At 68.6% G+C, this 22,655-nt stretch carries 29 protein-coding genes and 1 riboswitch; of the genes, 18 read left to right on the top strand and 11 right to left on the bottom strand.

Features of this window, described 5'->3' with window-relative positions:
* Positions 1-267 (bottom strand): hypothetical protein (locus tag M6444_RS15015; RefSeq protein WP_298328970.1); only part of this gene is annotated, 267 nt, incomplete at its 3' end.
* A 90-nt stretch (positions 268-357) separates the two neighbouring features.
* Positions 358-744: a hypothetical protein gene (locus M6444_RS15010; protein WP_298328967.1), complete on the bottom strand. Its 387-nt coding sequence runs from the start codon at positions 742-744 to the stop codon at positions 358-360.
* A 122-nt stretch (positions 745-866) separates the two neighbouring features.
* On the opposite strand from M6444_RS15010, the gene M6444_RS15005 reads away from it, so the two are divergent.
* From M6444_RS15005 to M6444_RS14990, 5 genes are all read left to right on the top strand, one after another.
* Positions 867-1,079, top strand: coding sequence for a twin-arginine translocase TatA/TatE family subunit (locus tag M6444_RS15005; RefSeq protein ID WP_298328965.1), 213 nt, complete (start codon positions 867-869; stop codon positions 1,077-1,079).
* A gap of 564 nt (positions 1,080-1,643) precedes the next feature.
* Complete coding sequence (locus M6444_RS23030; RefSeq protein WP_363326385.1) at positions 1,644-1,901, top strand: helix-turn-helix domain-containing protein; 258 nt, start codon at positions 1,644-1,646, stop codon at positions 1,899-1,901.
* A 115-nt stretch (positions 1,902-2,016) separates the two neighbouring features.
* Positions 2,017-2,856: an integrase core domain-containing protein gene (locus tag M6444_RS15000; protein WP_298328962.1), complete on the top strand. Its 840-nt coding sequence runs from the start codon at positions 2,017-2,019 to the stop codon at positions 2,854-2,856.
* Positions 2,857-3,045: 189 nt separating this feature from the next.
* A complete protein-coding gene (locus M6444_RS14995) occupies positions 3,046-3,636 on the top strand; it encodes a dihydrofolate reductase family protein (protein WP_298328961.1) in 591 nt (196 codons plus the stop codon).
* Positions 3,636-4,205: a dihydrofolate reductase family protein gene (locus M6444_RS14990; RefSeq protein ID WP_298328959.1), complete on the top strand. Its 570-nt coding sequence runs from the start codon at positions 3,636-3,638 to the stop codon at positions 4,203-4,205. The genes M6444_RS14995 and M6444_RS14990 overlap by 1 nt, the downstream gene beginning before the upstream one ends.
* A gap of 27 nt (positions 4,206-4,232) precedes the next feature.
* Here the strand turns inward: M6444_RS14990 and M6444_RS14985 are convergent, their stop codons facing one another.
* From M6444_RS14985 to M6444_RS14975, 3 genes are all read right to left on the bottom strand, one after another.
* A complete protein-coding gene (locus M6444_RS14985) occupies positions 4,233-5,405 on the bottom strand; it encodes an alanine racemase (protein ID WP_298328956.1) in 1,173 nt (390 codons plus the stop codon).
* Positions 5,402-5,950, bottom strand: coding sequence for a class I SAM-dependent methyltransferase (locus M6444_RS14980; protein WP_298328953.1), 549 nt, complete (start codon positions 5,948-5,950; stop codon positions 5,402-5,404). Before M6444_RS14980 ends, M6444_RS14985 begins: the two co-directional genes overlap by 4 nt.
* A gap of 77 nt (positions 5,951-6,027) precedes the next feature.
* Positions 6,028-7,623, bottom strand: a complete 1,596-nt coding sequence (locus tag M6444_RS14975) for a family 10 glycosylhydrolase (RefSeq protein WP_298328950.1) — start codon at positions 7,621-7,623, stop codon at positions 6,028-6,030.
* A gap of 166 nt (positions 7,624-7,789) precedes the next feature.
* Here M6444_RS14975 and M6444_RS14970 point away from each other — a divergent pair, with 166 nt between their 5' ends.
* Both M6444_RS14970 and M6444_RS14965 read left to right on the top strand, forming a co-directional pair.
* Positions 7,790-8,509 carry a GntR family transcriptional regulator gene (locus tag M6444_RS14970; protein WP_298328947.1) on the top strand — a complete coding sequence of 240 codons (720 nt, stop codon included), beginning with the start codon at positions 7,790-7,792 and terminating at the stop codon, positions 8,507-8,509.
* Positions 8,506-9,450: an N-acetylmuramic acid 6-phosphate etherase gene (locus tag M6444_RS14965; protein ID WP_298328944.1), complete on the top strand. Its 945-nt coding sequence runs from the start codon at positions 8,506-8,508 to the stop codon at positions 9,448-9,450. The genes M6444_RS14970 and M6444_RS14965 overlap by 4 nt, the downstream gene beginning before the upstream one ends.
* Here the strand turns inward: M6444_RS14965 and M6444_RS14960 are convergent.
* The 3 genes from M6444_RS14960 to M6444_RS14950 are packed head-to-tail and all read right to left on the bottom strand — an operon-like array spanning position 9,437 to position 10,588.
* Positions 9,437-9,763 (bottom strand): DUF202 domain-containing protein, encoded by a 327-nt coding sequence (locus M6444_RS14960; protein ID WP_212757313.1) that lies wholly within the window; start codon positions 9,761-9,763, stop codon positions 9,437-9,439. The genes M6444_RS14965 and M6444_RS14960 overlap by 14 nt on opposite strands.
* Before the next feature lie 4 nt (positions 9,764-9,767).
* The gene (locus M6444_RS14955; protein ID WP_298328940.1) at positions 9,768-10,157 is read right to left on the bottom strand and encodes a DUF202 domain-containing protein; all 390 of its coding nucleotides are present in this window, start codon (positions 10,155-10,157) and stop codon (positions 9,768-9,770) included.
* Positions 10,154-10,588, bottom strand: a complete 435-nt coding sequence (locus tag M6444_RS14950) for a hypothetical protein (RefSeq protein ID WP_298328937.1) — start codon at positions 10,586-10,588, stop codon at positions 10,154-10,156. The genes M6444_RS14955 and M6444_RS14950 overlap by 4 nt, the downstream gene beginning before the upstream one ends.
* Positions 10,589-10,805: 217 nt before the next feature.
* Between M6444_RS14950 and M6444_RS14945 the strand changes: the two genes are divergently transcribed.
* Positions 10,806-11,060, top strand: a complete 255-nt coding sequence (locus tag M6444_RS14945) for a hypothetical protein (protein ID WP_298328934.1) — start codon at positions 10,806-10,808, stop codon at positions 11,058-11,060.
* A gap of 28 nt (positions 11,061-11,088) precedes the next feature.
* Here M6444_RS14945 and M6444_RS14940 read toward each other — a convergent pair whose 3' ends face one another.
* Entirely contained in the window at positions 11,089-12,489 is a 1,401-nt protein-coding gene (locus M6444_RS14940; RefSeq protein ID WP_298328932.1) for a trehalose-6-phosphate synthase, read from the bottom strand.
* Positions 12,490-12,613: 124 nt separating this feature from the next.
* On the opposite strand from M6444_RS14940, the gene M6444_RS14935 reads away from it, so the two are divergent.
* The 7 genes from M6444_RS14935 (at position 12,614) to M6444_RS14905 (ending at position 16,881) form a co-directional block, all read left to right on the top strand.
* Complete coding sequence (locus M6444_RS14935) at positions 12,614-12,898, top strand: DUF3263 domain-containing protein (RefSeq protein WP_363326387.1); 285 nt, start codon at positions 12,614-12,616, stop codon at positions 12,896-12,898.
* Between the two features lie 76 nt (positions 12,899-12,974).
* Positions 12,975-13,583: a LytR C-terminal domain-containing protein gene (locus M6444_RS14930; protein WP_298328972.1), complete on the top strand. Its 609-nt coding sequence runs from the start codon at positions 12,975-12,977 to the stop codon at positions 13,581-13,583.
* Positions 13,580-14,371, top strand: a complete 792-nt coding sequence (otsB, locus tag M6444_RS14925) for a trehalose-phosphatase (RefSeq protein WP_298328926.1) — start codon at positions 13,580-13,582, stop codon at positions 14,369-14,371. Before M6444_RS14930 ends, otsB begins: the two co-directional genes overlap by 4 nt.
* A gap of 59 nt (positions 14,372-14,430) precedes the next feature.
* On the top strand, positions 14,431-14,634 hold the full coding sequence (locus M6444_RS14920) for a ribbon-helix-helix protein, CopG family (protein WP_298328923.1): 204 nt from the start codon (positions 14,431-14,433) through the stop codon (positions 14,632-14,634).
* A complete protein-coding gene (locus M6444_RS14915) occupies positions 14,631-15,014 on the top strand; it encodes a type II toxin-antitoxin system death-on-curing family toxin (protein WP_298328920.1) in 384 nt (127 codons plus the stop codon). Before M6444_RS14920 ends, M6444_RS14915 begins: the two co-directional genes overlap by 4 nt.
* Before the next feature lie 103 nt (positions 15,015-15,117).
* Positions 15,118-15,238, top strand: a riboswitch (SAM riboswitch).
* Positions 15,239-15,250: 12 nt separating this feature from the next.
* Positions 15,251-16,528 (top strand): threonine synthase, encoded by a 1,278-nt coding sequence (thrC, locus tag M6444_RS14910; protein ID WP_298328917.1) that lies wholly within the window; start codon positions 15,251-15,253, stop codon positions 16,526-16,528.
* A 68-nt stretch (positions 16,529-16,596) separates the two neighbouring features.
* The gene (locus tag M6444_RS14905) at positions 16,597-16,881 is read left to right on the top strand and encodes a ubiquitin-like small modifier protein 1 (RefSeq protein ID WP_298328916.1); all 285 of its coding nucleotides are present in this window, start codon (positions 16,597-16,599) and stop codon (positions 16,879-16,881) included.
* 41 nt (positions 16,882-16,922) lie between these two features.
* Here M6444_RS14905 and M6444_RS14900 read toward each other — a convergent pair whose 3' ends face one another.
* Together M6444_RS14900 and M6444_RS14895 are read right to left on the bottom strand one after the other, a co-directional pair.
* Positions 16,923-17,078: a hypothetical protein gene (locus M6444_RS14900; RefSeq protein WP_298328915.1), complete on the bottom strand. Its 156-nt coding sequence runs from the start codon at positions 17,076-17,078 to the stop codon at positions 16,923-16,925.
* Positions 17,079-17,798 (bottom strand): class E sortase, encoded by a 720-nt coding sequence (locus M6444_RS14895; RefSeq protein ID WP_298328912.1) that lies wholly within the window; start codon positions 17,796-17,798, stop codon positions 17,079-17,081. It lies immediately after the preceding gene.
* A 383-nt stretch (positions 17,799-18,181) separates the two neighbouring features.
* On the opposite strand from M6444_RS14895, the gene M6444_RS14890 reads away from it, so the two are divergent.
* The 3 genes from M6444_RS14890 (at position 18,182) to M6444_RS14880 (ending at position 22,578) form a co-directional block, all read left to right on the top strand.
* Entirely contained in the window at positions 18,182-20,461 is a 2,280-nt protein-coding gene (locus M6444_RS14890; protein ID WP_298328909.1) for an Ig-like domain-containing protein, read from the top strand.
* A gap of 217 nt (positions 20,462-20,678) precedes the next feature.
* Positions 20,679-21,044 carry a hypothetical protein gene (locus M6444_RS14885; RefSeq protein WP_298328906.1) on the top strand — a complete coding sequence of 122 codons (366 nt, stop codon included), beginning with the start codon at positions 20,679-20,681 and terminating at the stop codon, positions 21,042-21,044.
* 55 nt (positions 21,045-21,099) lie between these two features.
* A complete protein-coding gene (locus tag M6444_RS14880) occupies positions 21,100-22,578 on the top strand; it encodes an NAD(P)/FAD-dependent oxidoreductase (RefSeq protein ID WP_298328903.1) in 1,479 nt (492 codons plus the stop codon).
* The last annotated feature ends 77 nt before the right edge of the window (positions 22,579-22,655 follow it).

The following is a 22,655-nucleotide window of genomic DNA, read 5'->3' as shown; positions in this document are numbered from 1 at the left end:
GTTCGCCTCGACGTTGTCGGTGCTCTGGGTCTCGAGCACGATCTGGGCGCCGCCGCGCAGGTCGAGGCCCAGGTTGGGCTGGGCGGTCAACGTCACATAGGTCGACGCACCGAGGACCAGCAGCGCGACGACGGCCCGGACCGCTCGTGGGGTGTCAGAACCGGAATCGCGCCCCTTCTTCCGGGCGCGATAGCGCAGCAGACCCAACGTCGCGAGACAGACGGCGACGATGCCGCCGACGAGGTAGAGCGCAGTGGTGCTGTCCACAATGATCCTCCGGAAGGCGCGTGCTGCGCACAGATGTGGCAGGTGCCCAGACGAGCGCGCTGGTGCTGCGGGCTGGTGCTGACGGTGCGTCTAGAGCCGCTGCGTAGCCGGCGGGCCACGGACAGGGTCGGCGGCGGCCCGGTCATGGTCGCAGAACCCGGTACCCGTGGTGGGTCGTTCGTGGGCCAGCAAGTGGAGGTCGACGTCGTCGACACCGACGCAAGACGGCGGCGCAGCCAGATCGGGGTCGTCGTGCACCGAGCCGACCTTGACGATGGCGCCGGGTAGGTCGTGGACCGCGGCCAGGGTGGGCGTACCGGCCGTGTCGGCGCGCGAATCAGCGGCACTGTCGTGGACGTGCGGCGCGGCGACAGCCGGAAGACCAGCGGTGACCAGGAGGAACACGCCGGCGAGCAGGAGAGCCGGAAGCCTCCGCAGCGGCTGGGGAAGCCGACGCTGAGCACCGCGACCGGGCACGAGCTGACCTCCGCATCTCCTCCAATGGCGCACCTACCTTACGTGCGCCGGTCCACCGCCCGCCATCGCGGTGCCGGGCGTAGTATCGGCGGAGGCTCGAAACAGCCAGGAAGTGGGCAATCATGGGCAACATCGGCACCGCTGAACTGATCATCGGCCTGCTCGTCATCATGGTGCTCTTCGGTGCCAAGCGGCTTCCGGACGCCGCGCGTGGCCTCGGGCAGTCGTTGAAGATCTTCAAGACGGAGATGCAGGCTCCGGCGCCTCGGGACGAGCCCGAGCCAACCGCCGTCGCCGACGATCAGGTTCGCGACAAGCCTGCAGCCAGCGCATGACGCACCTGGTCAGGTAATGGTCAGGTAGGCAGTTCCCCTGCGGCGAGCATCGCACGCAGGACTTGTGCCCGAGGAGCACGGCGCCGAACGCGGCGTGGAAGTCGACGTATCGGTTGCCGTCGACATCCACGACGTAGGCGCCGTTCCCTGAGGCGAAGGCGTACGGCGGCCCGATGTAGCGGGTGGCGGAATTGACCCCGCCGGGGAGAACCGTACAGGCCGCCTCATGGAGCTCGTGGCCGCGCATAGTGCTGCGCGGCACATCGTGGGAGTCGGGCGCTGCCGTGCCGATTCCCGGGGCCATAATGCTCCCATCTGTGGCCGTGGTTCAGATGACGAGTGCTGAGCGTCATTCCATGTCAATGCCCAACGTCAGAACGAGGACCGTTGAGCGCGGCCGGTCGTGAAGATCGTTGTGTGCCGTGCGACCGATTTCCTTAATCGTGAAGATCGTCATGGTTGAAACAGCCGGTATAGGCCGCTGTGCAGTCTCGTTAGTTCGGTGACACTTTGGGTCTCAGGACATCGGTAACACCTGTGCCGGGTTGGATCAGATCATGATCCATGCCCAGAGACGGAGTTGCCGTGGATCCAGACATCGCCAGCGCTGTGGCCCGGGTGGCCTATGGCGATCCGGTCAACGTGACTGAGTTGTGCCGGAGCCTGGGGATTTCGCGTAAGACGTTCTACAAGTACCTGGCTCGGTATCGGGCCGAGGGAGTCGAGGGCTTCTTCCCACGCTCGCGGCGCCCGCGGACCTCGCCCTCCCGGGGTCAGCGCCGAAGTCGAAGACGCGATCATCGCTGCCCGCAAAACCCTTGATGATCAGGGTTGGGACTGCGGCGCGATCTCGATCTGGTACCGCCTGAGCGGGCAAGGCCAGCTCGACCAGGTCCCGTCTCGGGCCACGATCCATCGCGTGCTGGCCCGCCGGGGCATGATCACCCCGGCACCAGCGAAACGACCCCGCCGACGCGTACGCCGGTTCGCCCGGCCATGCTGCAACGACCTGTGGCAGATGGACGGCTTCGAAGTCGCCCTCGCCGACGGCACGCCGGCCACCGTGCTCCAGATCATCGACGACTGCAGCCGCTTGGACCTGGCCTGCCACGCCGCCACCGGCGAAACCAGCCAGGCCGCCTGGGACGCGTTCAGCACCGCCGCAGCCCGCTACGGCCTGCCCCGCCAATTCCTCACCGACAACAGCCGAGCCTTCTCCGGACACCGCTACGGATGGGAATCAGACCTGGCCGTCAACCTCCGCGAACTCGGCGTCGAACCCATCACCAGCCGACCCGGCCACCCACAAACCTGCGGCAAAAACGAACGAGCCCACCGCACCACAGAACAATGGCTGGCCCGCCGCCCCACCCCAGCCACCCTCGACGACCTCCAACACCTCCTAGAGACCTACCGCCACAGCTACAACAACGACCGACCCCACCAAGCCCACCAAGGCCTAACCCCCCAACAACGATGGGACATCACCGAACACACCGGCCCCGCCAGCCACCCCCTACCCCTACCCCTCAACATCACCCACCCCACCGTCGCCCCCAACGGCACCATCGCCGTCGGCAACGCCTACATCGGCCTCGGCCGCACCCACGCCGGCACACCCACCACCATCTTCAGAACCGGCGACCACACAGCCATCTTCATCGGCCACCGCCTCGCCGGCACCCATACACTCGACCCCACCCGCCGCTACCAACCACTCGACCAACCTGTCACCGAAGTCCTGAGACAAAACCGTCACCGAACTCCCGAGACATGACAGCCGGTATAGGCCGCAGTTGTCGGCACGACGATCTTCACGACGCGGAGGCGGCGCGCGGCTGCCTCCGCGAAACCGGTCCCAGATCGCCCTGACCCCTGATGTCGAAATGAGTACCACTCGCTCGACGCGTCAGCGAGGCGGGCTGCAGAACGCTCGCCGCGAACCGTGATCGAGGAGGAGCGATCGATGAGTACGGTGTTGATCGACATCAGCATGTCGCTGGACGGCTACGTGACCGCGTCCGGATCCCGCCCGGACGTGCCCATGGGCGACGGCGGTGAGCGCCTGCACACGTGGGCTTTCGGCGAAGAAGATCGGAACCGGGAGCTCATGGCGAACGCCGGAGCTCTGGGTGCGCTCATCGCCGGGCGTACGACGTACGACCAGTCGGTGCTCTGGTGGGGTGCGGACGGGCCGACGGGACCGGCCCGCAGGCCGCTGGTGGTGGTGACGCACGAGGTGCCGACCGACGTGCCGGCCGACAGCGTGTACACGTTCGTGACCGGGGGTGTCGAGGCTGCGCTCGTCGAGGCCAGGCGCCTCGCGGGCACCGCGGACGTCGCCGTGATGGGCGGAGCGCAGATTGCTCAGCAGTTCATCCGTGCCGGCTTGGTGGACGAGATCTCGATCCACGTCGTGCCAGTGTTGTTCGGCGGGGGTAAGCGGTTGTTCGAGCACCTCGGCGACCAGCACGTCGTGCTGGAGCGCCCGAGCGTCGTCGAGACGGACTCGGCGACGCACCTGCGGTACCGGATCACGGACAAGGAGGTGGACTGATGTCTTCGACGGTGTTGTACATGTCGATGTCACTCGACGGATTCATCGCCGGACCCAACGAAAGCCCGGACAACGGCCTGGGCGACGGCGGATACCGGCTGCACACGTGGGTGCTGCCCGATCCCGGGGAGGGCGTGAACCGCCAGGTCCATGACGAGTTCATGGCCACCGGGGCTGTCATCGCCGGCCGCGGGACCTTCGAACCCGCAGGCGGCTGGGGCGGTGACCACCATGGCGGGGTCCCTATCTACGTCCTCAGCCGGCACCCGGCGCCGGACTGGACCGCTGACTGGCCGTTGGTGCACTACGGCAACGACCCGGACGCCGCCTTCGCCGAGGCCAAGAAGGCCGCCGGCGACGCGAACGTCCTCGTCCACGGAGCCGCGACGGCCCAGCGTGCGCTCGCGGCGGGTTTGCTCGACGAGCTCGAGATCCACCTGATCCCGGTCCTGCTCGGTTCGGGACGGCGGTTGTTCGAGAACCTCGGCATCGGGCAGCGCCAACTGGAGCGAATCCGGGTTCTGCACGGCGAGGACGGTGTCACCCATCTGCGGTTCCGGGTTCGCTGACGTGCGCCAGCGCCCTGCCGTCGGTGTTCAGCCGAAGTGCGTGTCGATGACGTCGAGGACGATCCCGGCGTCATCGAGCAGTGGGAGCTGACGCCACTTGTCGAAGGTCGTGCAGGGATGTGAGATGCCGACCTCGACGCGGTCTCCGACGTCCAGCGCTGTTCCGGGCGGAAGTGACAGGTAGGCGTGCTGGTCGTTCAGCGCGGTCACCGTGGCACCGTCCAGCTCGTGCGCGCGGGCGTGCGGGTCGCTCGCGGGCAGGCGACGCAGGGGTACCGGCAGGCCCTGGTCGAACGACACGTCGCGTCGCCCGACGTCGAGGTAGGCGCGATCGGGCTCGGGCCTGGACAACACGGTGCCCCACACCGTCAGGGCGGGGCGCAGCCTCGGCGCCACCGCCGGGTCGTCCAGCGGAGAGTTGCCGTGGTACAGCCCGTGGTCGTGCGTGATGTAGCAGCCGCTGCGCAGCACGACCCGGGCCGCGCCCGGCGGCCACCCCGTGGCCAGCTCGTCGACGACGAGGTCGAAGAACATGCTGCCGCCCGCGGACAGCACGACCGGCCCGTCGACGTCGGCGCCGACGCGCTCACCCAGCGACCGCAGCCGGCGCAGGTAAGCGCGCACCGCATCCAGGGACGCGGCACTACGGTCGCCGGCGACGGTGCCCTCGTACCCGGCCACCCCCACCACCCGCACGTTCGATGCGCTGCGCGCCGCGGCCAGGACCTCCGCGCACTGCTCGTCGGTGCGGCAGCCGGTACGCCCGCCCGGAATCCCGAGTTCGAGCAGGACGTCGAAGACCGCGCCGGTGCCGGCGGCAGCCTGGGCCAGCACGTCGACGCCGGCCACCGAGTCGACCCAGCTGACGAACGTGAAGTCAGAGGCCGAGGCGAGTTGCTCGGCGACCCAGCGGGCCTCCCGCGGTTGAACCAACTGGGCGGCCATCTGGATCGAGCCGACCCCGTGTGCGCGCATGACGCGAACTTGCGTGGGCGTCGCGGCGGTGATGGCGGTGGCCCCGGCCGCGAGCTGGCGCCGGAACAGCTCCGGCGCCATGGTGGTCTTGCCGTGTGGGGCCAGCTCCACGCCGTGCCGTGCACACCACTCGGCCATCACCTGGACGTTGTGGCGCACCGCGGCGTCGTCGAGGACGGCGACCGGGGTCGCGGCGTGGTCGTGGATTCGCTGCCCGTGCATCATGGTCGGTGACTCCGAATGATCATGATCGTGCGTCGCTTGCTACGGCGTTCGACGGTGCGGATGTCGGTATGGCCGAGGTCGGCCAGCTTCGCGGTGACCTCGCCGAGCTGTTCGGTGGTGATGCCGTGGCCCGGCACGTCGAGCAGGCGTTCGGCCAGCAGCAACCGCCCGCCGGGCGCGAGCTTGGCGGTGAGCGTGGCCAGCCCGGCGTCGCGGTCGGTCCAGTGGTGCATCGACGCGATCGCCCAGATGACGGTGAACGAGTCGTCGTCGAACGGGAGATCTTCGGCGCCCGCGACGCGGACGTCGGCGCCGGGGATCCGGTTGCGAACCATGCTGACGAACGTCGGTGACGGGTCCACCGCGGCGACCCGGTCAGCGCCGATGCGTTCGGCAGCCAGGGCCAGTGCCGTACCCGGCCCGCAACCCACCTCGAGCGCGTAGTCGTCGGATTTCAGCTCGGCCAGGTCGACGACGATGCGGTTGCCGGGGGATCGCCGGTGCAACAGGCCGTAGATCCGCGCGCTCACCGCTCCGAAACGCATGGTGGCCAGGTTACGCGTGATCGTTGGCGCGTTCGGGTTGCCAGGGCCGCCAGAACGCGCCAACGATCACCGAGGCGTCAGCGTCCGGGCACGGCCACGTACCGCGTCATCGACGCGTCGGCCAGCCCGCCGGCCCGCACGCGCACGGCGCCGACCGGCTGCCCGACCACGCCGTCGGGTAGGTCGACCTGTACGAGGTACGTGCCGGGCGCGGCGTCCACGAAGCCGAACCAGCCCGAGCCGTCCGTGGTCATGGTCTGCTGCTCACCGCGATGCCCGACCGGGCGCAGCGTCACGTCGACATCGGTGAGTGCAGCCCCGTCGCGCAGGGCGAGTGTGCCCGCCACGTTGCCGGTGGTGGGGTTCTCCTTCCACGGCATGGACGGCACCGCGGCCGGCTCGGCGAACGGCGCGTCGTCGCCTTCGGTCAAGGCCGCTGCGAGTGCATCGCGTTCGGCGTCCTTCACCGCGGCGTCGCCGGCGGCCGCCGTCAAGCTCGGGTTGGCGTAGGCGTACCCGCTCCAGCCGGCGACGGTGTTGCCAGCATCGGTCGGCACGAGCAGGTCGCGGACCTGCTGCACGCTGTCGTCGATCTCGTTGAGGTACAGCGCCGGGCCGGAGACCGCCTGCCGGTCGCCCTGCCAGTCCGCGAGGACCTCGTTCCACTCGTCGAACATCTGCGCCTGGTCGGGCATCCACTCGCGCTTGTAGTTCATCGCGACCGCGGTGTCGAGGATGCCCTCCTCGAGCCAGCCCTTCCAGTCCTGCAGCACCTCGGCGTAGGTGCGGGTCTGTTCCCAGCTGCCCACGCTCTGTGGGCCGAAGCCGTAGGTGATGGCGTCGTTGGACAGCCGCACCGTGGAGTCCACCTCGAAGATGCCGAGGTAGATCTTGCGCACCAGGTTGGTGATCTGGTCGCGGCGCCAAGCGGAGAACTGCTCGTCCGAGGGTTCCGGCACGTCGGTGCGTCCGGTAGCGGCCTGGAATCGGGCGATCGACGTCTCGCTGTAGCCCCAGTCGCTGTGCGAAAGTGACGAGTTGTGGTCGGGATAACGGATGTAGTCGAGGTTGATGCCGTCGACGTCGTACTCGTCGACGATGCTCTGGATGCCCTCGACGATGTAGTCCACCGCCGCGGGGTTGGCGGGGTCGATGTAGGCGTTGGCGCCGATCAGCTCGGTACCGTCGGCGCGCTTGTTCAGCCACCGATCGGCTCCGGTGGCCGACGGGCCATGGGCGTTGAAGACGTGGTCGGGCGAGGTCGGCGGGGTGGCGGAGTTCCACATGGTCCCCACGTTGACCCAGGCATGTACCTCGAGCCCCGCGGCGTGGGCCGCTTCGATCACTTCATCGAGCGGGTCGTAGGGCGCGGGGTCGATGCCCGCGTCGGTGCGCGGGTACAGCGCGCGATTGCAGAAGCAGTCGTAACGGCGTCCGACTTGGACGATCAGTGCGTTGGCGTTGATCGCCAGTGCGTCATCGACGAGCTCGTCCACCTGCTCGGGTGTGTAGATGCCGTCGTTGAAAGCGTCCACCCAGTAGCTGCGCCATTGTTCGGGAAGGTCGGCGGCGTCGGCGGGCTCGGCGGTGGCCGGTGCGGCAGCGACGGTAGCCGCTACCAGCCCGGACAGCGCTGCGCCGAGCACGACGGATGTACGACGTGATCGTGTCACGTGAGATCCTCCTCGCTGGGCTAGACCAATGTGCCTGGCCAGTGTGGAGAAGTTCGGCCGAAACGTCTAGACCATCGCGCTTTTCATTTGGTGGCCGCCGCGCTTACTGTCGTGAAGGGCGATTGTGGCCTAGACCACTGACTCGTCGAGACGAAGGGGTTCGAGCGTGGCGAAGTACCACTCGATCCGTGACGAGATCCTCGACCTCGTGGCCGAGTTGAGCGTGGGCGACGCGTTGCCGCCCGAGCGCACGTTGGCTCCCCGCTTCGGCGTGTCGCGGATGACGTTGCGTCGTGCCGTCGAGGAGCTGGTCCGCGAAGGCCGTCTGGTCCGCCGGCAGGGAGCGGGCACATTCGTCGCCGGACCCAAGATCGCCCAAGGTCTCGCCGCCACCTCGTTCTCCGAGGACATGCGCCAGCGTGGCTCCGTCCCGTCCAGCCGTACGCTCGCCATCGACGACGTGCCCGCCGGGGCGCAGCTCGGCCGGCGACTGGAGATCTCCCCGGGCGAGCGGGTCCTGCGTGTCATACGGTTACGCCTGGCTGACGACGCCCCGATGGCACTCGAGACACTGCACGTACCCCGCAGTATCGCGCCGGGACTCGACGGCGAGATGCTGACCGACGGGTCCTTCTACGAACTGCTCCACGACGTGTATGGCATCGTTCTCGCCGGCGGCCAGCAAACCATCGAGGCAACCGTGACCGACGAAGCTGAATCCGAAGCGCTGGAGGTTCCCCTGCACTCGCCGGCCTTTCTCTTCGAACGTGTCTCGCGCGACGCGGAAAACCGCGTCGTCGAGTTCGTCCGCTCGGTATACCGAGGTGACCGATATCAGTTCCGAGTCGATCTGCAACCAGTCGGGCCTAGGAGGGCCGCAGAGTGAACGCTGAACTCGACGGCCTGGCCACGGAGGGCCGACTGCCCGAAGCGGCCGACCTCGACCTGATGCCCACGCACGCTCAAGTGGCCCTCATGGCCGCTCAAGACCGGGTGGCCGTCGAGGCGGTGGCCGCTGCCGGTGAGCAGATCGCTGCCGCTGTCGACGCAGCGGTCGCCAGGATGCGCCGCGGTGGCCGGCTCATCGAAGTGGGCGCCGGTACGCCGGGCCGGCTCGCGGTACTCGACGTCGCCGAATGCGGGCCCACCTTCGGTGTGGACGAACGTCACGTCGTCGCGGTCATGGCCGGAGGGCCCGGCGCCGTGCGATCGGCGGCCGAGCACGACGAGGACGACCGCGACGGCGGACGCTCCGACCTGCTCGAGCTCTCGCCAGTGGCCGACGACGTCGTGATCGCCGTCAGCGCGTCCGGGCGCACCCCGTACGTGCTGGGCGCTCTCGACGCGGCGCGCGAAGCAGGCGCGTTACGCGTCGCGGTGGTGAACAACCCGGGCTCGGCCATCGCTGCGGCCAGTGACGTCGCCATCGAAGCATCGACCGGGCCTGAGGTCGTCTCCGGCTCCACTCGGCTCAAGGCCGGAACCGCGGAGAAACTCATCCTCAACACCATCTCGACGCTCGTCATGGTCGGGCTGGGCCGGACCTACGGCGACCTGATGGTCGACGTGCGCGCCAGTAACCAGAAGCTGCGCAGACGCGCTCAGCGCATCGTTCAGGCCGCGACCGGAGCCACGGAGGCCGAAGTCGACCGAGCGCTGCGCGACAGCGGCGACCAGTCGAAGGTCGCCACCGTGATGCTGCTGGCCGGGATCGGCCCGGACGAGGCCCGAGACCGGTTGAACCGGGCCGACGGCCGGGTTCGCGCCGCGGTCGCCGGGGACGTCTCTCCGTTCACCGGCGACGAGACGTCGATCACGAGCCGTTGATCGCGTAGGCCAGCTCCAGCACCGCCAGCAAGCAGGTCACCAGCGCGACCATCGCGGGCAGCCGCCCGTCGGGCAGATCGCGCTCTTGATGCAGGGCGACGTGCGCGCGCAGGTACCTGCGCCGGGCCATCAGCAGGATCACCAGCGCCAGCGGCGCCACCACGATCGCGAAGGCGAGGGCGACGACACCGAGCGGGTCGGCGGCGAGCCGGGCGGCGAGCACGACGCCCACCAGGAGCGCGAGCGCGGTGCGGGTCCAGGCCAACGCCGTGCGCTCGTTCTGGGCGCCGGGATCGTACGTGCGGGTGATCATCGGATCACGACGACACGAGCACGACGACGATGACGAGCGCGGCCACGGCCAGTCCGAAGGACAGCACCGGGGCGAGCCCGGGGGACGGCAGCGGCTTGGCCTCGCGCAGCGCGCGTTCGGCGCGCGCCCAGCGCAGGAACGCCAGCACACTGCTGATGCCGCCGAGCAGCGCGAGCGCGATAACCACGAGCAAGCGCAGGGTCGCCTGCTCGGGGATCTCCAGCGCCTCGAGCGCGATCCCGGCGGCCAGGAGCGCCAGCGCGGTGCGGATCCAGGCCAGGAACGTCCGTTCGTTGGCGAAGGTGAACCGAGGGTCAGGCTCTTCCCCCACGCCGTAGACACGCCGTGGCCAACGCCGGGGAGCATCACCGGGTGGCTGCGGGTTCTGCGTCATGTCCAGTCGCTCTCGATCGGTGCCGTCGGCCTCGATTCTTGCTCAGTGCTCGTTCGGCGGTGTCGCCCGGCCCGGCGTTGGGACGGTACGCGCAGGGAGGTCTGCGAGGCGTGCCGGTCCGGCGGCGGTGCCGGCGGAGGCCCGACGCCGTCGCCGATCGGACCGGAGCGGCGAGCGCGCCGGCCCCGCGCCGGCGGTTGATCCAGCACGTCGGTAGCCGGATCCAACCACTCGATGCTCGTGGCGTCGCCGTGGCCGTGCACGGCGAGCAGATCGTCGATCGAATTCCAGAGGCTGGTGGCTGGGAAGTCGGAGGTCCAGCGAAGCGCGACGTGCCCGTCGGTGAAGACCACGCCGTAGGCCACCACGCCGAGCCCGGAGATCCCGGTGTAGTCGACATGGCGGACGAGGGCGAAGCGACGAGGAAGCAATCGACCACCATGGCTAGAGAGTCGTGGGTACCAAGCTGGACGGACCCCGTCCCGTCCGGCCGTGTGCAGCCACATCATCGTCGATGTTCCACGTGCCTGTCACGGCGGCCCACCGGGGGATGCGATGGCGTAAGGTGTCGTGTCCCGGGGGAGGCGACAACGTCGTGTCAGCTGCGCGCTACGGTACGACGGCGCGTTGACGACGAGGAGTGACTCGATGGATCCACAGATGCGGCCCGCGACGCCGGACGTCGATCCGATGGTGACCGCCGCGGTGAAAAACGTTCGTGACCGCTTCGGTTCCGAAGGTCTGCGGGACCTGATGGCCCTGGCGCAGATGGAGTTGCGCAACGCCGAACAAGCCGAACGCCGCTTGGCGTATGACGAATCGGCGAACACGTCGAGCGGGTCGCTCGATGCGGCCGACACGCAGGCGTGGCTGGCCTTCACCGAGGCCGAGCCGGACCGCTGACCCGTCCGGCCCGCCCCCGGTGCCGGGATCAGGCCGCGCGCAGAACGGTGAGGAAGTCCTGAGCCCAGCGGTCGATGTCGTGGCTGATGACGTGCTCGCGCAGCAGCTTCATGCGATGAGCGGCTTCGGCGTCGTCGACCCGCATGGCCTTGATCAACGTGCGCTTCAACCCGTCGATGTCGTGCGGATTGACCAGCATGGCGCCGTCGCCGAGTTCGTCGGCCGCGCCGGCGAACTCGGAGAGCACGAGTGTTCCGCGCAGGTCGGTACGGGCGGTGACGTACTCCTTAGCCACGAGGTTCATGCCGTCGCGCAGCGGTGTCACGACCATGACGTCGGCGGCGCGTAACAAGGCGACCAGCTCGGCTCGTTCGTACGACGAATAGAGGTAGTGCACGGCCGGCTTGCCGATGCGGCCGTAGTCGCCGTTGATGCGCCCGACCTGGAGCTCGACCTCGTCACGCAGCGTCTGGTAGGCCTCGACGCGTTCCCGGCTCGGCGTGGCGACCTGCAGGAGCACCGCGTCCTCAGGCGTGACCGTACCGTCGCCGAGCAGTTCGCCGAACGCCTTGAGGCGGTGGCTGATGCCCTTCGTGTAGTCGAGCCGGTCGACCCCGAGCAGGATGTGCTTCGGTGAACCGACCTCTTCGCGGATCGTGGCGGCGCGGGCCTGTACCTCGGGGTCTTCGGCCAGCCGCGTGACTTCGTCGACCTCGATGGAGATCGGGAAGGCGCGGGCGAGCACCTTGCGCCCGTCATCGAGGACCAGATGGTCGTCGACCAGGGTCGCCCCGGTGAACTGCTCGGCCAGCGCCTCGAAGTTGGCCGCCGCGCCGTCGCGCTGGAAGCCGACCAGGTCGGCGCCGAGCAGCCCCTCCAGGATCTGGCGGCGCCAGGGCACCTGGGCGAACAGCTCCGACGGCGGGAACGGGATGTGCAGGAAGAAGCCGATCTTGAGGTCGGGGCGCATGGAGCGCAGGATCTGCGGCACCAGCTGGAGCTGATAGTCCTGCACGAACACCACGGCGTTCTGGTCGGCGACCTCGGCGGCAGCGGCGGCGAAACGTTCGTTGACCTGGCGGTAGGCGTCCCACCATTCGCGGTGGTACTCCGGCGGGACGATGACGTCGTGGTACAGCGGCCACAGAGTCGCGTTGGAGAACCCCTCGTAGTAGAGCGCGATCTCTTCGGCCGAGAGGGGCACGGCGATGAGATCCATGTCGGATGTGGAGAACGGTTCAGGCGCGTCATCCGGAGAACCGGTCCAACCGACCCACGCACCGTCATAGGCACGCATCACCGGCGCAAGCGCGGTGACCAGGCCGCCGGGGCTGCGTCTCCAGTGTGCGGAGCCGTCGGGCGAGATCACCCGGTCGACTGGTAGCCGGTTGGCGACGACGACGAAGCTGCTCGTTCCAATCTCGGACAAAAAGGCCTCCTCGTACTGCCAACGCTATCGAAGTAGTCTCCCTGCCCGGTTACTGGCCTGTCGATGCTCAGGGTCGAGTTTTGTCATGCGTACGATGAATCGCATGAACGTTCCGGCTGTGCCGATGTCCGCCGGGTACGGTGCCGAGGCGCCGGCCGGCGAGCTCGACGACCACGAACGCGCCATCCTCGACTTCGAACGGCAGTGGTGGAAGTACGCCGGCGCCAAGGAGCAGGCGGTCCGCGAGCTGTTCGACATGACGCCGACGCGCTACTACCAGGTCCTCAACGCCCTCATCGACCGGCCTGAGGCTCTGGTCCACGACCCGATGCTGGTCAAGCGGTTACGGCGGTTGCGATCCAGTCGGCAGCGGGCGCGGTCGGCGCGCCGTTCGGACGGCGACAGCTGAGGCCGCCGGCAGAGGTGGCAGGCGCAGCCGCTCGCGTGTGGTGGACCTTGTCGCGTAACCTGCTGGTCCTGTGACGATGCGTGAGCGGATGGAGCGGTTGTGGCCCTCCCTTGTCGCGCTGGTCGGCACTGTTGCCGTCGTGGCGGCGCTGCTGTGGATGTTCGGCGGCGACGTGGACGACAGCACCCCCGAGGACATCTCGGCCGATGCCGCCGGGCCCGACGGTGAAGGCGGCGCCGACGGCGGCGATTCGGGCACGACGAATGACGACGCCGCGACGTCACATCCCACGGACGAACCGACCGACGAGCCCACGGACGGCGAAACCGACGACACCGACCCGGACGACAGCGACTCGGACGACACCGAAGCGTCGACGGCGCCTCCGGAATTGCGCGAGCCGGTCGGCATCGCCAATCAGACCGACGTCGAAGGCCTCGAGGACCTGGCCCGCGATCGGCTCGAGGAAGGTGGCTGGGAGGTGGCCGCCGTCAGCGGCTTCACCGGAAACGTCCCCGAGACCACGGTCTACTACCCAGAGGGCCAGGAAGAGGCCGCCGAGGCGTTGGCGGCGCAGTTCCCCGAGATCGGCCGGGTGATGCCGACCTTCGAGGGGATCAACAACACCCGGCTGGTCGTCGTCTTGGTCGAGGACTATGTGGACGAGGTGGGGGAGCCGGAATGACCGCCGATTCAGCCGCGGTTCTGCGGTCGCTGACGGGACTGTTGCCGCGCACGCTGGTGGCGTTGGACTTCGACGGCGTGCTGGCGCCGATCGTTGATCGACCCGCCGAGGCGGTCGCGCTGCCAGGGACGGCCGACGTGCTCACCGCTGTCTCCGAGCGGGTGGCGCGGGTCGCGATCGTCACCGGCCGGCCGTGTCTCGAAGCCGTGCGGCTCGGCGGGCTGGAGGCTGTGCCGGGCTTGGAGATCTGGGGGCACTACGGCCTGCAGCGGTGGTCCGGTGGCCGGCTGGACAGCCCGCGAACCGACAGCGGCGTGCTCGAGGCGCGTGAGCGCGTGTTCGAGCTGGCCGCCACGCGTCCCGGCGTCGAGGTCGAGGACAAGGGCCATTCGGTGGCGCTGCACACCCGCAACGCCGCCGACCCGGCCGGCGCGCTGGCCGAGCTGCGCCCGCTGGCCGACGGCGTCGCCGCGGACACGGGGCTTCAGGTCACGCCCGGACGATTCGTGCTGGAACTACGCCCGGCCGGTGTCGACAAGGGGGCGGCGATCCGAGCGCTGGTCGACGAGACCGACGCGCGGGCGGTCGTGTACGCCGGTGACGACCTCGGTGATCTGCCGGCCGTAGCCGCGGTCCGCGACTTGGCCGCCGCGGGCCTGACCGGCATCGTCATCTGTAGCGACGCCGAGGAGGCTGCTGCGGAACTGCGGGCTGCTGCCGACCTCGTCGTGCCCGGGCCTCCCGGCGTGCAGGCCGTGCTGCGAGAGCTGGCGGACCTGCCCGCCTAGCCGAACGCCGCGACAGCACGCACCGGCTGCGGTGGTATCGAAGTGGTATCATGACGGTCATGGCGATGACGTTGCGGCTCACTGACGAGGAGACCGAGGCACTACGGCGTCAGGCCGAGCGTGAGCACCGTTCCATGCACGAGGTCGCGCGCATGGCGATCCAGGTGTACATCGAGCGGGATGCGCGCCGCGACCACGTCCGTGAGTTGGCCGCACAGGTCAAGGAGCGGCATGCTGGCCTGTTGGACCGGCTTGCCCAGTGACGGTCTTCCTCGACCTCGAGGATCTGTTCGACGTCGCCATGATCGTTCTCGGTCGCGAACCCGAAGTGCGCGATCTCGGACTTCTCGATTCGGCCGTTCACCGGCCCCGGTCGTCGATGTTCGGCACCGAGGCGTACCCCGATCTCCTGTCCAAAGCTGCTGCGCTGCTTGAATCCCTGGGGCGCAATCATGGACTGGTCGACGGCAACAAGCGCCTCGCCTGGGCGGCCGTGGCGGTGTTCCTTCTCGACAACGGTCGGAGCATCCTCGATGTCGATCAGGACGAGGCGTATGACTTCGTCATTTCAGTCGCCTCGGGTGAACTCGAACTGGCGGACATGGCGGCCTGGTTGGCCGCCAATGTCGCCGCCCTGGAGTGACGAGGCTGACCACTCACGTCTGTGATGTGAGACACTTTTGTCTCGCATCATGGACGTTTCCTGAACTATCTGGGCAGACGCCGTAAGGTTCGTCCCGTACGTGTACTCATCCAGAGGGGCAGAGGGACCGGCCCGACGAAGCCCCGGCAACCGTCCGCCGGCGACCTCATCTCGACGCGACGGCGGTGCCAATTCCGGCCCGCGACCCGCGGGAGAGATGAGGAGGGACCTCTGTCATGACCATCACGCACCCATCCGCCAGCGGCGTCACCCGTTCTGGGGGACCGGATCTGGGGCGGGCCACACATCTTTCATGTCGCGAGTGCGGCGCCGACGTGCCGCTCGGCCCGCACTATGCCTGTCTGGAGTGTTTCGGCCCCCTCGAGGTGGCCTACGACTTCGGCGCTGTGACCCGCGAGCGGATCGAGAGTGGGCCTCGCTCCATCTGGCGCTACCGCGACCTGCTGCCGGTGCCGGCTCACGTCGCTGACATCCCGAACACCGACCCGGGCTTCACGCCGCTGGTCCGCGCGGACAACCTCGCCCGAGAGCTCGGCCTGAAAGCCCTCTGGATCAAGAACGACGCCGCCAACCCGACGCATTCGTTCAAGGACCGGGTGGTGGCCGTGGCGCTGGCCGCGGCGCGAGAGCTGGGCTTCACGGTGCTGGCCTGCCCGTCCACCGGCAACCTCGCCAACGCCGTCGCCGCCGCGGCCGCCCGCGCGGGGATCCGCAGCTATGTGTTCATCCCCAGCAACCTCGAACAGCAGAAGATCACGACCAGCGCGGTGTACGGAACCACCCTGGTCGCCGTCGACGGAAACTACGACGACGTGAACCGGCTGGCTTCTGAGCTCGCCGGCGAGCACGAGGACTGGGCGTTCGTCAACGTCAACGTCCGCCCGTATTACGCCGAAGGCTCGAAGACGCTCGGGTACGAGACGGTCGAGCAGCTCGGCTGGCGCCTGCCGCAGCAAGTGGTCATCCCGGTGGCCAGTGGTGCGCAGCTGGTCAAGGTCGACAAGGCGTTTCGCGAACTGGTCGATCTCGGCGTCGTCGAGGGTGAGCAACCGGCGATCTTCGGGGCCCAGGCGACCGGTTGTGCGCCGGTGGCCGAGGCGTTCAAGTCCGGCCACGACGTCGTGCGGCCGGTGCGACCGGACACCATCGCGAAGTCGCTGGCCATCGGTAACCCGGCCGACGGGCCGTACGTGCTCGACGTCACCCGCCGCACGGGTGGAGCGGTCGACGACGTCACCGACGACGAGGTCGTCGAGGGGATCCGGCTGCTGGCCCGGACCGAAGGCATCTTCGCCGAGACGGCCGGGGGTGTGACCGTCGCCGTGCTCGCCAAGTTGTTGCGCGAGGGGAAGCTTGATCCCGGCGCCGAGACGGTCATCTTCAACACCGGTATGGGTCTGAAGACCCTCGACGCGGTCGCCCCGGTCGTCGGACCGGCCGGAACCATCGCGCCGACCACCGACGCCTTTCACCAACTCGTTTCGGCCGACTGATCGTCGGTCCGAACGTATCCTCGCCGCATCGGGCACCCCTGACGAACACACATGGAGGACAGGCACTCATGACCGTTGCCATCCGAGTACCGACGATTCTGCGCACGTACACCAACGGCGAGACCGACGTCACGGTGGACGTGAACGCGGACGCCACGCTCGGCGACGTCATCGCGGCCCTCGATGCGGCATACCCCGGCATCGGTGCCCGCGTGCTCGACGACACCGGCCAGATCCGCCGCTTCGTCAACGTCTACGTCAACGACGACGACGTGCGTTTCGCCGAGGGCTTGTCGACGCCCACGCCGGACGGAACCAAGGTCTCGATCATCCCCGCCGTCGCGGGCGGCTGATCACGTACCCCCCGGGGCTGGCCGCGCCCGCTGCGGCGCGGTCAGCCGACCGTCACGTTGTTGATGTCGAAGGTCTCTTCCACCCACGGAAAGACCCAGATGAACAGCGCATAGACGACGGCAGCGAGCAGCACGAGGTAGATCAGCAGTCGTACCGGCCACGGGCCTGGCAGCCGCCGCCACAGCCACGCGTACATCTAGAGTGCCTCCCCGCCGACGAGCGTGCCCGTGGCATACATCCGGTGTGTCGAGCCGAACCGTGGCCAGCATGTCGTGAGGGTTATGCGGCGTTCGGTGGGTTCGGTGTCCTTGGGCTCGCCGGGAACCGGGTCCACGACCCAGGCGTCGTTGATGTTGATCTTGTTGCCGTTCGAGTCGCCGTCGGGGGCGTCGTCGAGCTGGTAGGTGAAGATGCCGGTGGCGGTCTCGATCTCGACGGTGTCGCCGACGCGGAGTTCGGGGAAGGCGGCGAACGGCTCACCGTGGCCGGAGCGGTGTCCGGCGATGGCGAAGTTGCCGACCTCACCGGGGTCGGCACTGTCGAGGTAGTGTCCCGGACCGGACTTCAGGTCCGCGTCTTCGGTGCCCTGGACGATGATCCACTCCCAGTCTTCGCCGAAGCGGGGGATGCGCATGATGCCGTAGGCGTCACCGAGCTCGAGCTCGTCGAGCGCGCCCGGGTCCTGCTTCTCGATCTGGCCGCCGCTGAAGTCGAGTTGCTGGCGTAGGTCGTCCTGCGCTGATGCGGTTTGGATGCCGGTGCCCCACAGGGTGTAGACGACGAAGAGCAGCACCAGTGCGCCGGCGGTCAGGAGGAGTTCTCCGAAACCGCCGGCGATCATGGCCAATGGGCTGCTCTTGGGCGCGCTCCTACGCTTCGGGGCTCTGCGACGGCCCCGGCCGGCCTTGCGATGCATGGGAGAAAGCCTAACGGGCGCGACCACGTGTCCGAGACCGGTAGCCGCCCGTGTCAGCCCTTCGGCGGACAGTCGCCGCATCTGGGGGATGCGGTCGAACTCGGGCGAGTGTGGTGGCTACGCGGGTGAACCTGGACCGATCGTGCTGGATCGGACATGCCATCACTACAAGAGGGGTGGATCTCTACGTGCCGTCTGCTACCGTGCCTTCGGCACGATCCACATCCCCCTAGTTTGATGACACCCGGGAGATAGAGACATTGAGTTCGACAACTCCTCGGCGGCTTGTGGCCGCGATGGCGTCGGTGGGAGCCGGCGCCCTCGTTGTCGCGGGGGCCGCTGCACCTGCCTCAGCAAACGAAACCAAACCCGATCAAGCCGAGGTGGGCGGCGGCCTGCAGTCCGGCGAAGCATCTCCGGTCGACCCGTCTGCCAGCGGCGCTGAGCGGCTCGCGCAGTACGCCGAGTCCACCCTTTCGGCCGCAGCCGACCACGCAGGACTGTCGGTCAGCAAGGTCACCGAGCTCATCGAGGCCGAGAAGGCCATCGTCAGCCAGAACGGTGTCCTGTCCTACACCGACGTGTTCGACGGGGCCGACGAGCACGGCGAGTCCGACGCCCCGCCGGCCGGTGACGTTCCCGGCGACCCCGCGGGTGGCTCCAAGCCCGGTGCGCCGTACACGATCTACCTCGACTTCGACGGCGCCACCGTCGAGAACACCGAGTGGAACCGCTACTACGAGGAAGACGTCTACGAGCTCGCCCCCGCCGCCGGAGCGGGCGACGACGACTACGAATACGAAGTCTGGGCCACGGTGGCGGAGGACTTCGCTCCGTTCAACATCAACGTGACGACCACCGACCCCGGTGAGGATGCGCTGTTGCGCACCTCGGAGGACGACGGTGAGTTCGGCATGACGGTCGTCATCACCGACACCGTCGACATCGCTCCGGCCGAAGGAGCGAGCGGCCGGGCCTGGCTGAACGGCTTCGGTAACGCCTTCTACTCTCCGGCTCTGGTCTTCGCGCCCAACGCTCGCCAGGGCAACGCGCGCGACGTGGGCAACACCGCTTCGCACGAGGCCGGCCACACGTTCGGTCTGGCCCACCACGGTATCGACGACGACGAGTACTACGGCGACACGCCGGCCGAGCCGGACAGCCTGTGGGGCCCGATCATGGGTGCGCCGTGGTTCACCCCGCTGTCGCAGTGGTCCAACGGTGACTACCCCGGTGCGTCGCAACCCGACCAGGACGACGTCGCCGAGATCGCCAACACCGACGCGACCTACCGCCAGTTCGTGCTGTACAACAGCGATGGTTCGTTCTACCTCGAGGGCATGTACTGCACCGACGCCGATGACCCGAACAACCCCGCCCCGGGGTCGAACTTCTGGGCGATCGGTCCGAACGGTGACTGCGACCCGCCTGGTGAAGAGTTGACCGCTGAGTTCAACTACGGTGGCCGCGCGGCTTACGCCGACGACGACCACAGCAACGGCATGGACGGCGCCAGCGCGCTGGACAACGCTTCCGGCGAGTTCACCGCGACCGGCATCGTCGAGACCAGCGACGACCGCGACATGTTCGAGCTGGTGACCAGCGGTGGCCCGGTCAGTGTGAACGCGACGCCGGCCACGACGGAGCCGAACCTCGACATCCTGCTCGAGGTCTACGACTCCGAGGGCAACCTCGTTGCCGAGGACAACCCGGAGGCGGCTACCGACCTCGCCAGCCCGCCGACCGGCCGCACCGCCAGCGGCCTCGATGCCAGCATCGAGCAGGAGCTCGACGGCGGCGTGTACTACGTGGCCGTCTCGGGCACCGGCAAGGGCGACCCGGCTGACAACACCGCGTCCAACGGTTCCGGCTACACCTCCTACGGCAGCCTCGGCAACTACGAGCTGTCCGGGACGGCCGAGCCGTTCGACGCTGCGCCGATCACCATCACCGCCCCCGAGGACGGTGCTGAGGTGGAGCCGAGCGACCTCGAGGTCACCGGTACCGCCGAGCCCGGTGCGGCCGTCTCGCTGACCATCGGCGACGACACCGTGGCCGACGCCACCGCCGACGACGAGGGCAACTGGACCGCCACGGTCGCCGAGCTGGCCTACGGCAACTCGACGATCACCGCTCAGCAGACGGTCGGCGACATCGTCGTGCCGCAGACCGCTGAGGTCAGCGTCGTCGTCCCGGTCGACGCTCCGGCCATCAGCAAGCCTGAGGACGGCGACACCGCCACGACGGCCACTCCGGTCTTCAGCGGTACGGGTATCGCCGGTGCCACGGTCAACCTGACGGTCACCTGCGGTGACGACTTCACCCTCGAGGGTGAGGCCACGGTCGACGACGAGGGCAACTGGGAGTACAAGGCCGAGGAGAACCTTCCGACGGGTGAGTGCTCCGTCGTCGCCACGCAGACGATCAACGACGTCACCTCGAGTGAGGCCGGCCCGGTCGGGTTCACCGTCGACGTCGACTCCGATGACGACGACAACGGTGACGACAACGGCAGCGAGGAAGGCACCGAAGACGGTGACGACGACCTGCCTGACACCGGTGCCAGCTCGTCCAACCTGATCGCTCTCGCCGGCGGCCTGGTGCTGCTCGGCCTTGGTGCGGCGCTGTACGCACGTACTCGTCGCAACGCGATGGAGAGCTGATCGATCAGCTGAACAGCTGAGCTGAACACCGCCGCCAGGGGCGGGGACGCCAACACCGTCCCCGCCCCTGGCTCTTTTTCGTGCCCCGAGACGGATTCGATCCGGGACGAAACCGCCCTGGGGTTCCATCCGTCGAAGAGATGGACGAACACCACAGTAGGAGGTCGTGGCAGTGTCGGAGAGCAGCGAAGTTCGTGGTCGGAACATCATGATCGCCGTGACCACGGCAGCAGTTGTCATCGTCGCCGCGGTCGCTGCGGCGGTGGGGTTGTCGGGCAGCTCCGACGACGACGGCACCGTGGCCGTCGGGCCGGCGGAGACACAGACCGACGGTGACGGGGGCAGCACGACCCCCGACGACCAGCAGCTCGCTACCGGTGAGGGCGTCACGATGCTGCCCGAGGCGATGAGCGGGCAACAAGCCATCGACGCGCTGGGTGACAAGCTGGCGGTGGTGGCCGAACGCAACAACATGACGGCCGAGAAGTTGCGCAAGCTGTTGCTGACCGACTCCACCTTGCACGTCACCCCGGCCGGGAGCTTGCTCTACGTCGACACGATGACCCCGCCGCCGTCGGAGTGAGGCGGCCGCATCCGTAGGATGATGCGCTCGAGGGGCGGATCTTCCGGGAGGATGAGTGCAGGCCACTGAGCAGTGCGACGCGGTAGTGGTGGGTTCTGGCCCCAACGGCCTGGCCGCCGCGGTGGTCCTGGCTCGGGCGGGACTCGACGTTCGCGTCGTCGAAGCGCAGCCGACCATCGGCGGCGGGGCCCGCACCATGGACCTCGGGCTGGCACCAGGCATCGTCCACGACGTCTGTTCCGCGGTGCATCCGATGGCGGCGGCATCGCCGTTCTTCCGCGCATTCGACTTACGTGCCCGCGGAGTCCGGTTGAACTACCCCGAGGTCTCGTACGCCCAGCCGCTCGACGGCGGACGCGCGGGCATCGCCTACCGCGACCTGGACCGGACGGTGGACGAGCTCGGGCCCGACGGCCCGGCATGGCGCCGACTCCTGGGCCCGCTGGCCCGCCACGCGCCGGCCGTGGTCGACACCGCGTTGGGCGATCGCCGTAGTCTGCCGGCCGACCTCCTGACGGCCGCCCAGTTCGGCCTGCACGTGGCCGAGCAGGGAACGCCGCTGGGCCGCCGGCGCTGGCGCGGCGAGGTGGCTCCGGCGCTGTTGATGGGTGTGGCTGCCCATGCGATCTGCCGGCTGCCGACGCTGACGGCTGCGGGAACGGCGCTGTCGCTCGGCGCGTTGGCGCACTCTCCGGGCTGGCCGCTGCCGGTCGGCGGTAGCCAAGCCATCGTCGACGCTTTGGTGGACGATCTTCGTGCGCACGGTGGCGTGATCGAGACCGGGGTCGAGATCACGTCGTTCGCCCAGCTGCCGCCGGCGCACGCGTATCTGTTCGACACCACACCACGGGGGCTGCTGCACATCATGGGCGATCGGCTGCCGCGGCGCTACCAGCGCTCGCTCGAGCGGTTCCGGTACGGCAACGCCGCGGCCAAGGTCGATTTCGTCCTGTCCGGCCCGGTTCCGTGGGCGCACCCGGAGGTCGCCCACGCGGGCACCATTCATGTGGGCGGCACACTGGCGGAGATGGCGCATGCCGAGGCCGAGGTGGCTGCTGGGCGGCATGCCGAGCGGCCGATGATCCTCGCTTCCGACCCGGCGGTGTTCGATCCGGGCCGTGAGGTCGGCGGGCTGCGCCCGTTCTGGACGTACACACATGTCCCCGCGGGCTCCAGCGTCGACGTGGGTGACGTCGTTCAAGCGCAGATCGAGCGGTTCGCCCCGGGCTTCGGCGACCTCGTCGTCGCGCGCCGGACCATCCCGGCTGTCGAGATGGCCGAACACAACGCGAACTACATCAACGGTGACATCGCTGCCGGCGCGATGAACCTGTGGCAGATCCTGGCCCGCCCGACGCTGCGGTGGGACCCCTATGCGACGCCGGTGCCCGGGGTGTACCTGTGTTCCGCGTCGACCCCGCCGGGTCCGGCCGTGCATGGCATGAGCGGCTTCTATGCCGCTCGGAGGGCGTTGCGCACCCGCTTCGGCGTGCGCACCCCGCCGTCCCTCGCCCCCGCCGCCTCGGCTGCATGAGGTTCCCAGCATTCCTGGGCCAACCAAAAAAAGTTGCTCGGCTAAGGAATGCGTCTCGGCTCCATGAAGTTGTTCGG

It is taken from the genome of Haloactinopolyspora sp., assembly GCF_027324685.1.
GTDB lineage: Bacteria > Actinomycetota > Actinomycetes > Jiangellales > Jiangellaceae > Haloactinopolyspora.
Note: the sequence above shows the minus strand (reverse complement) of the source record. Positions and strands in the feature narration are given on the sequence as shown.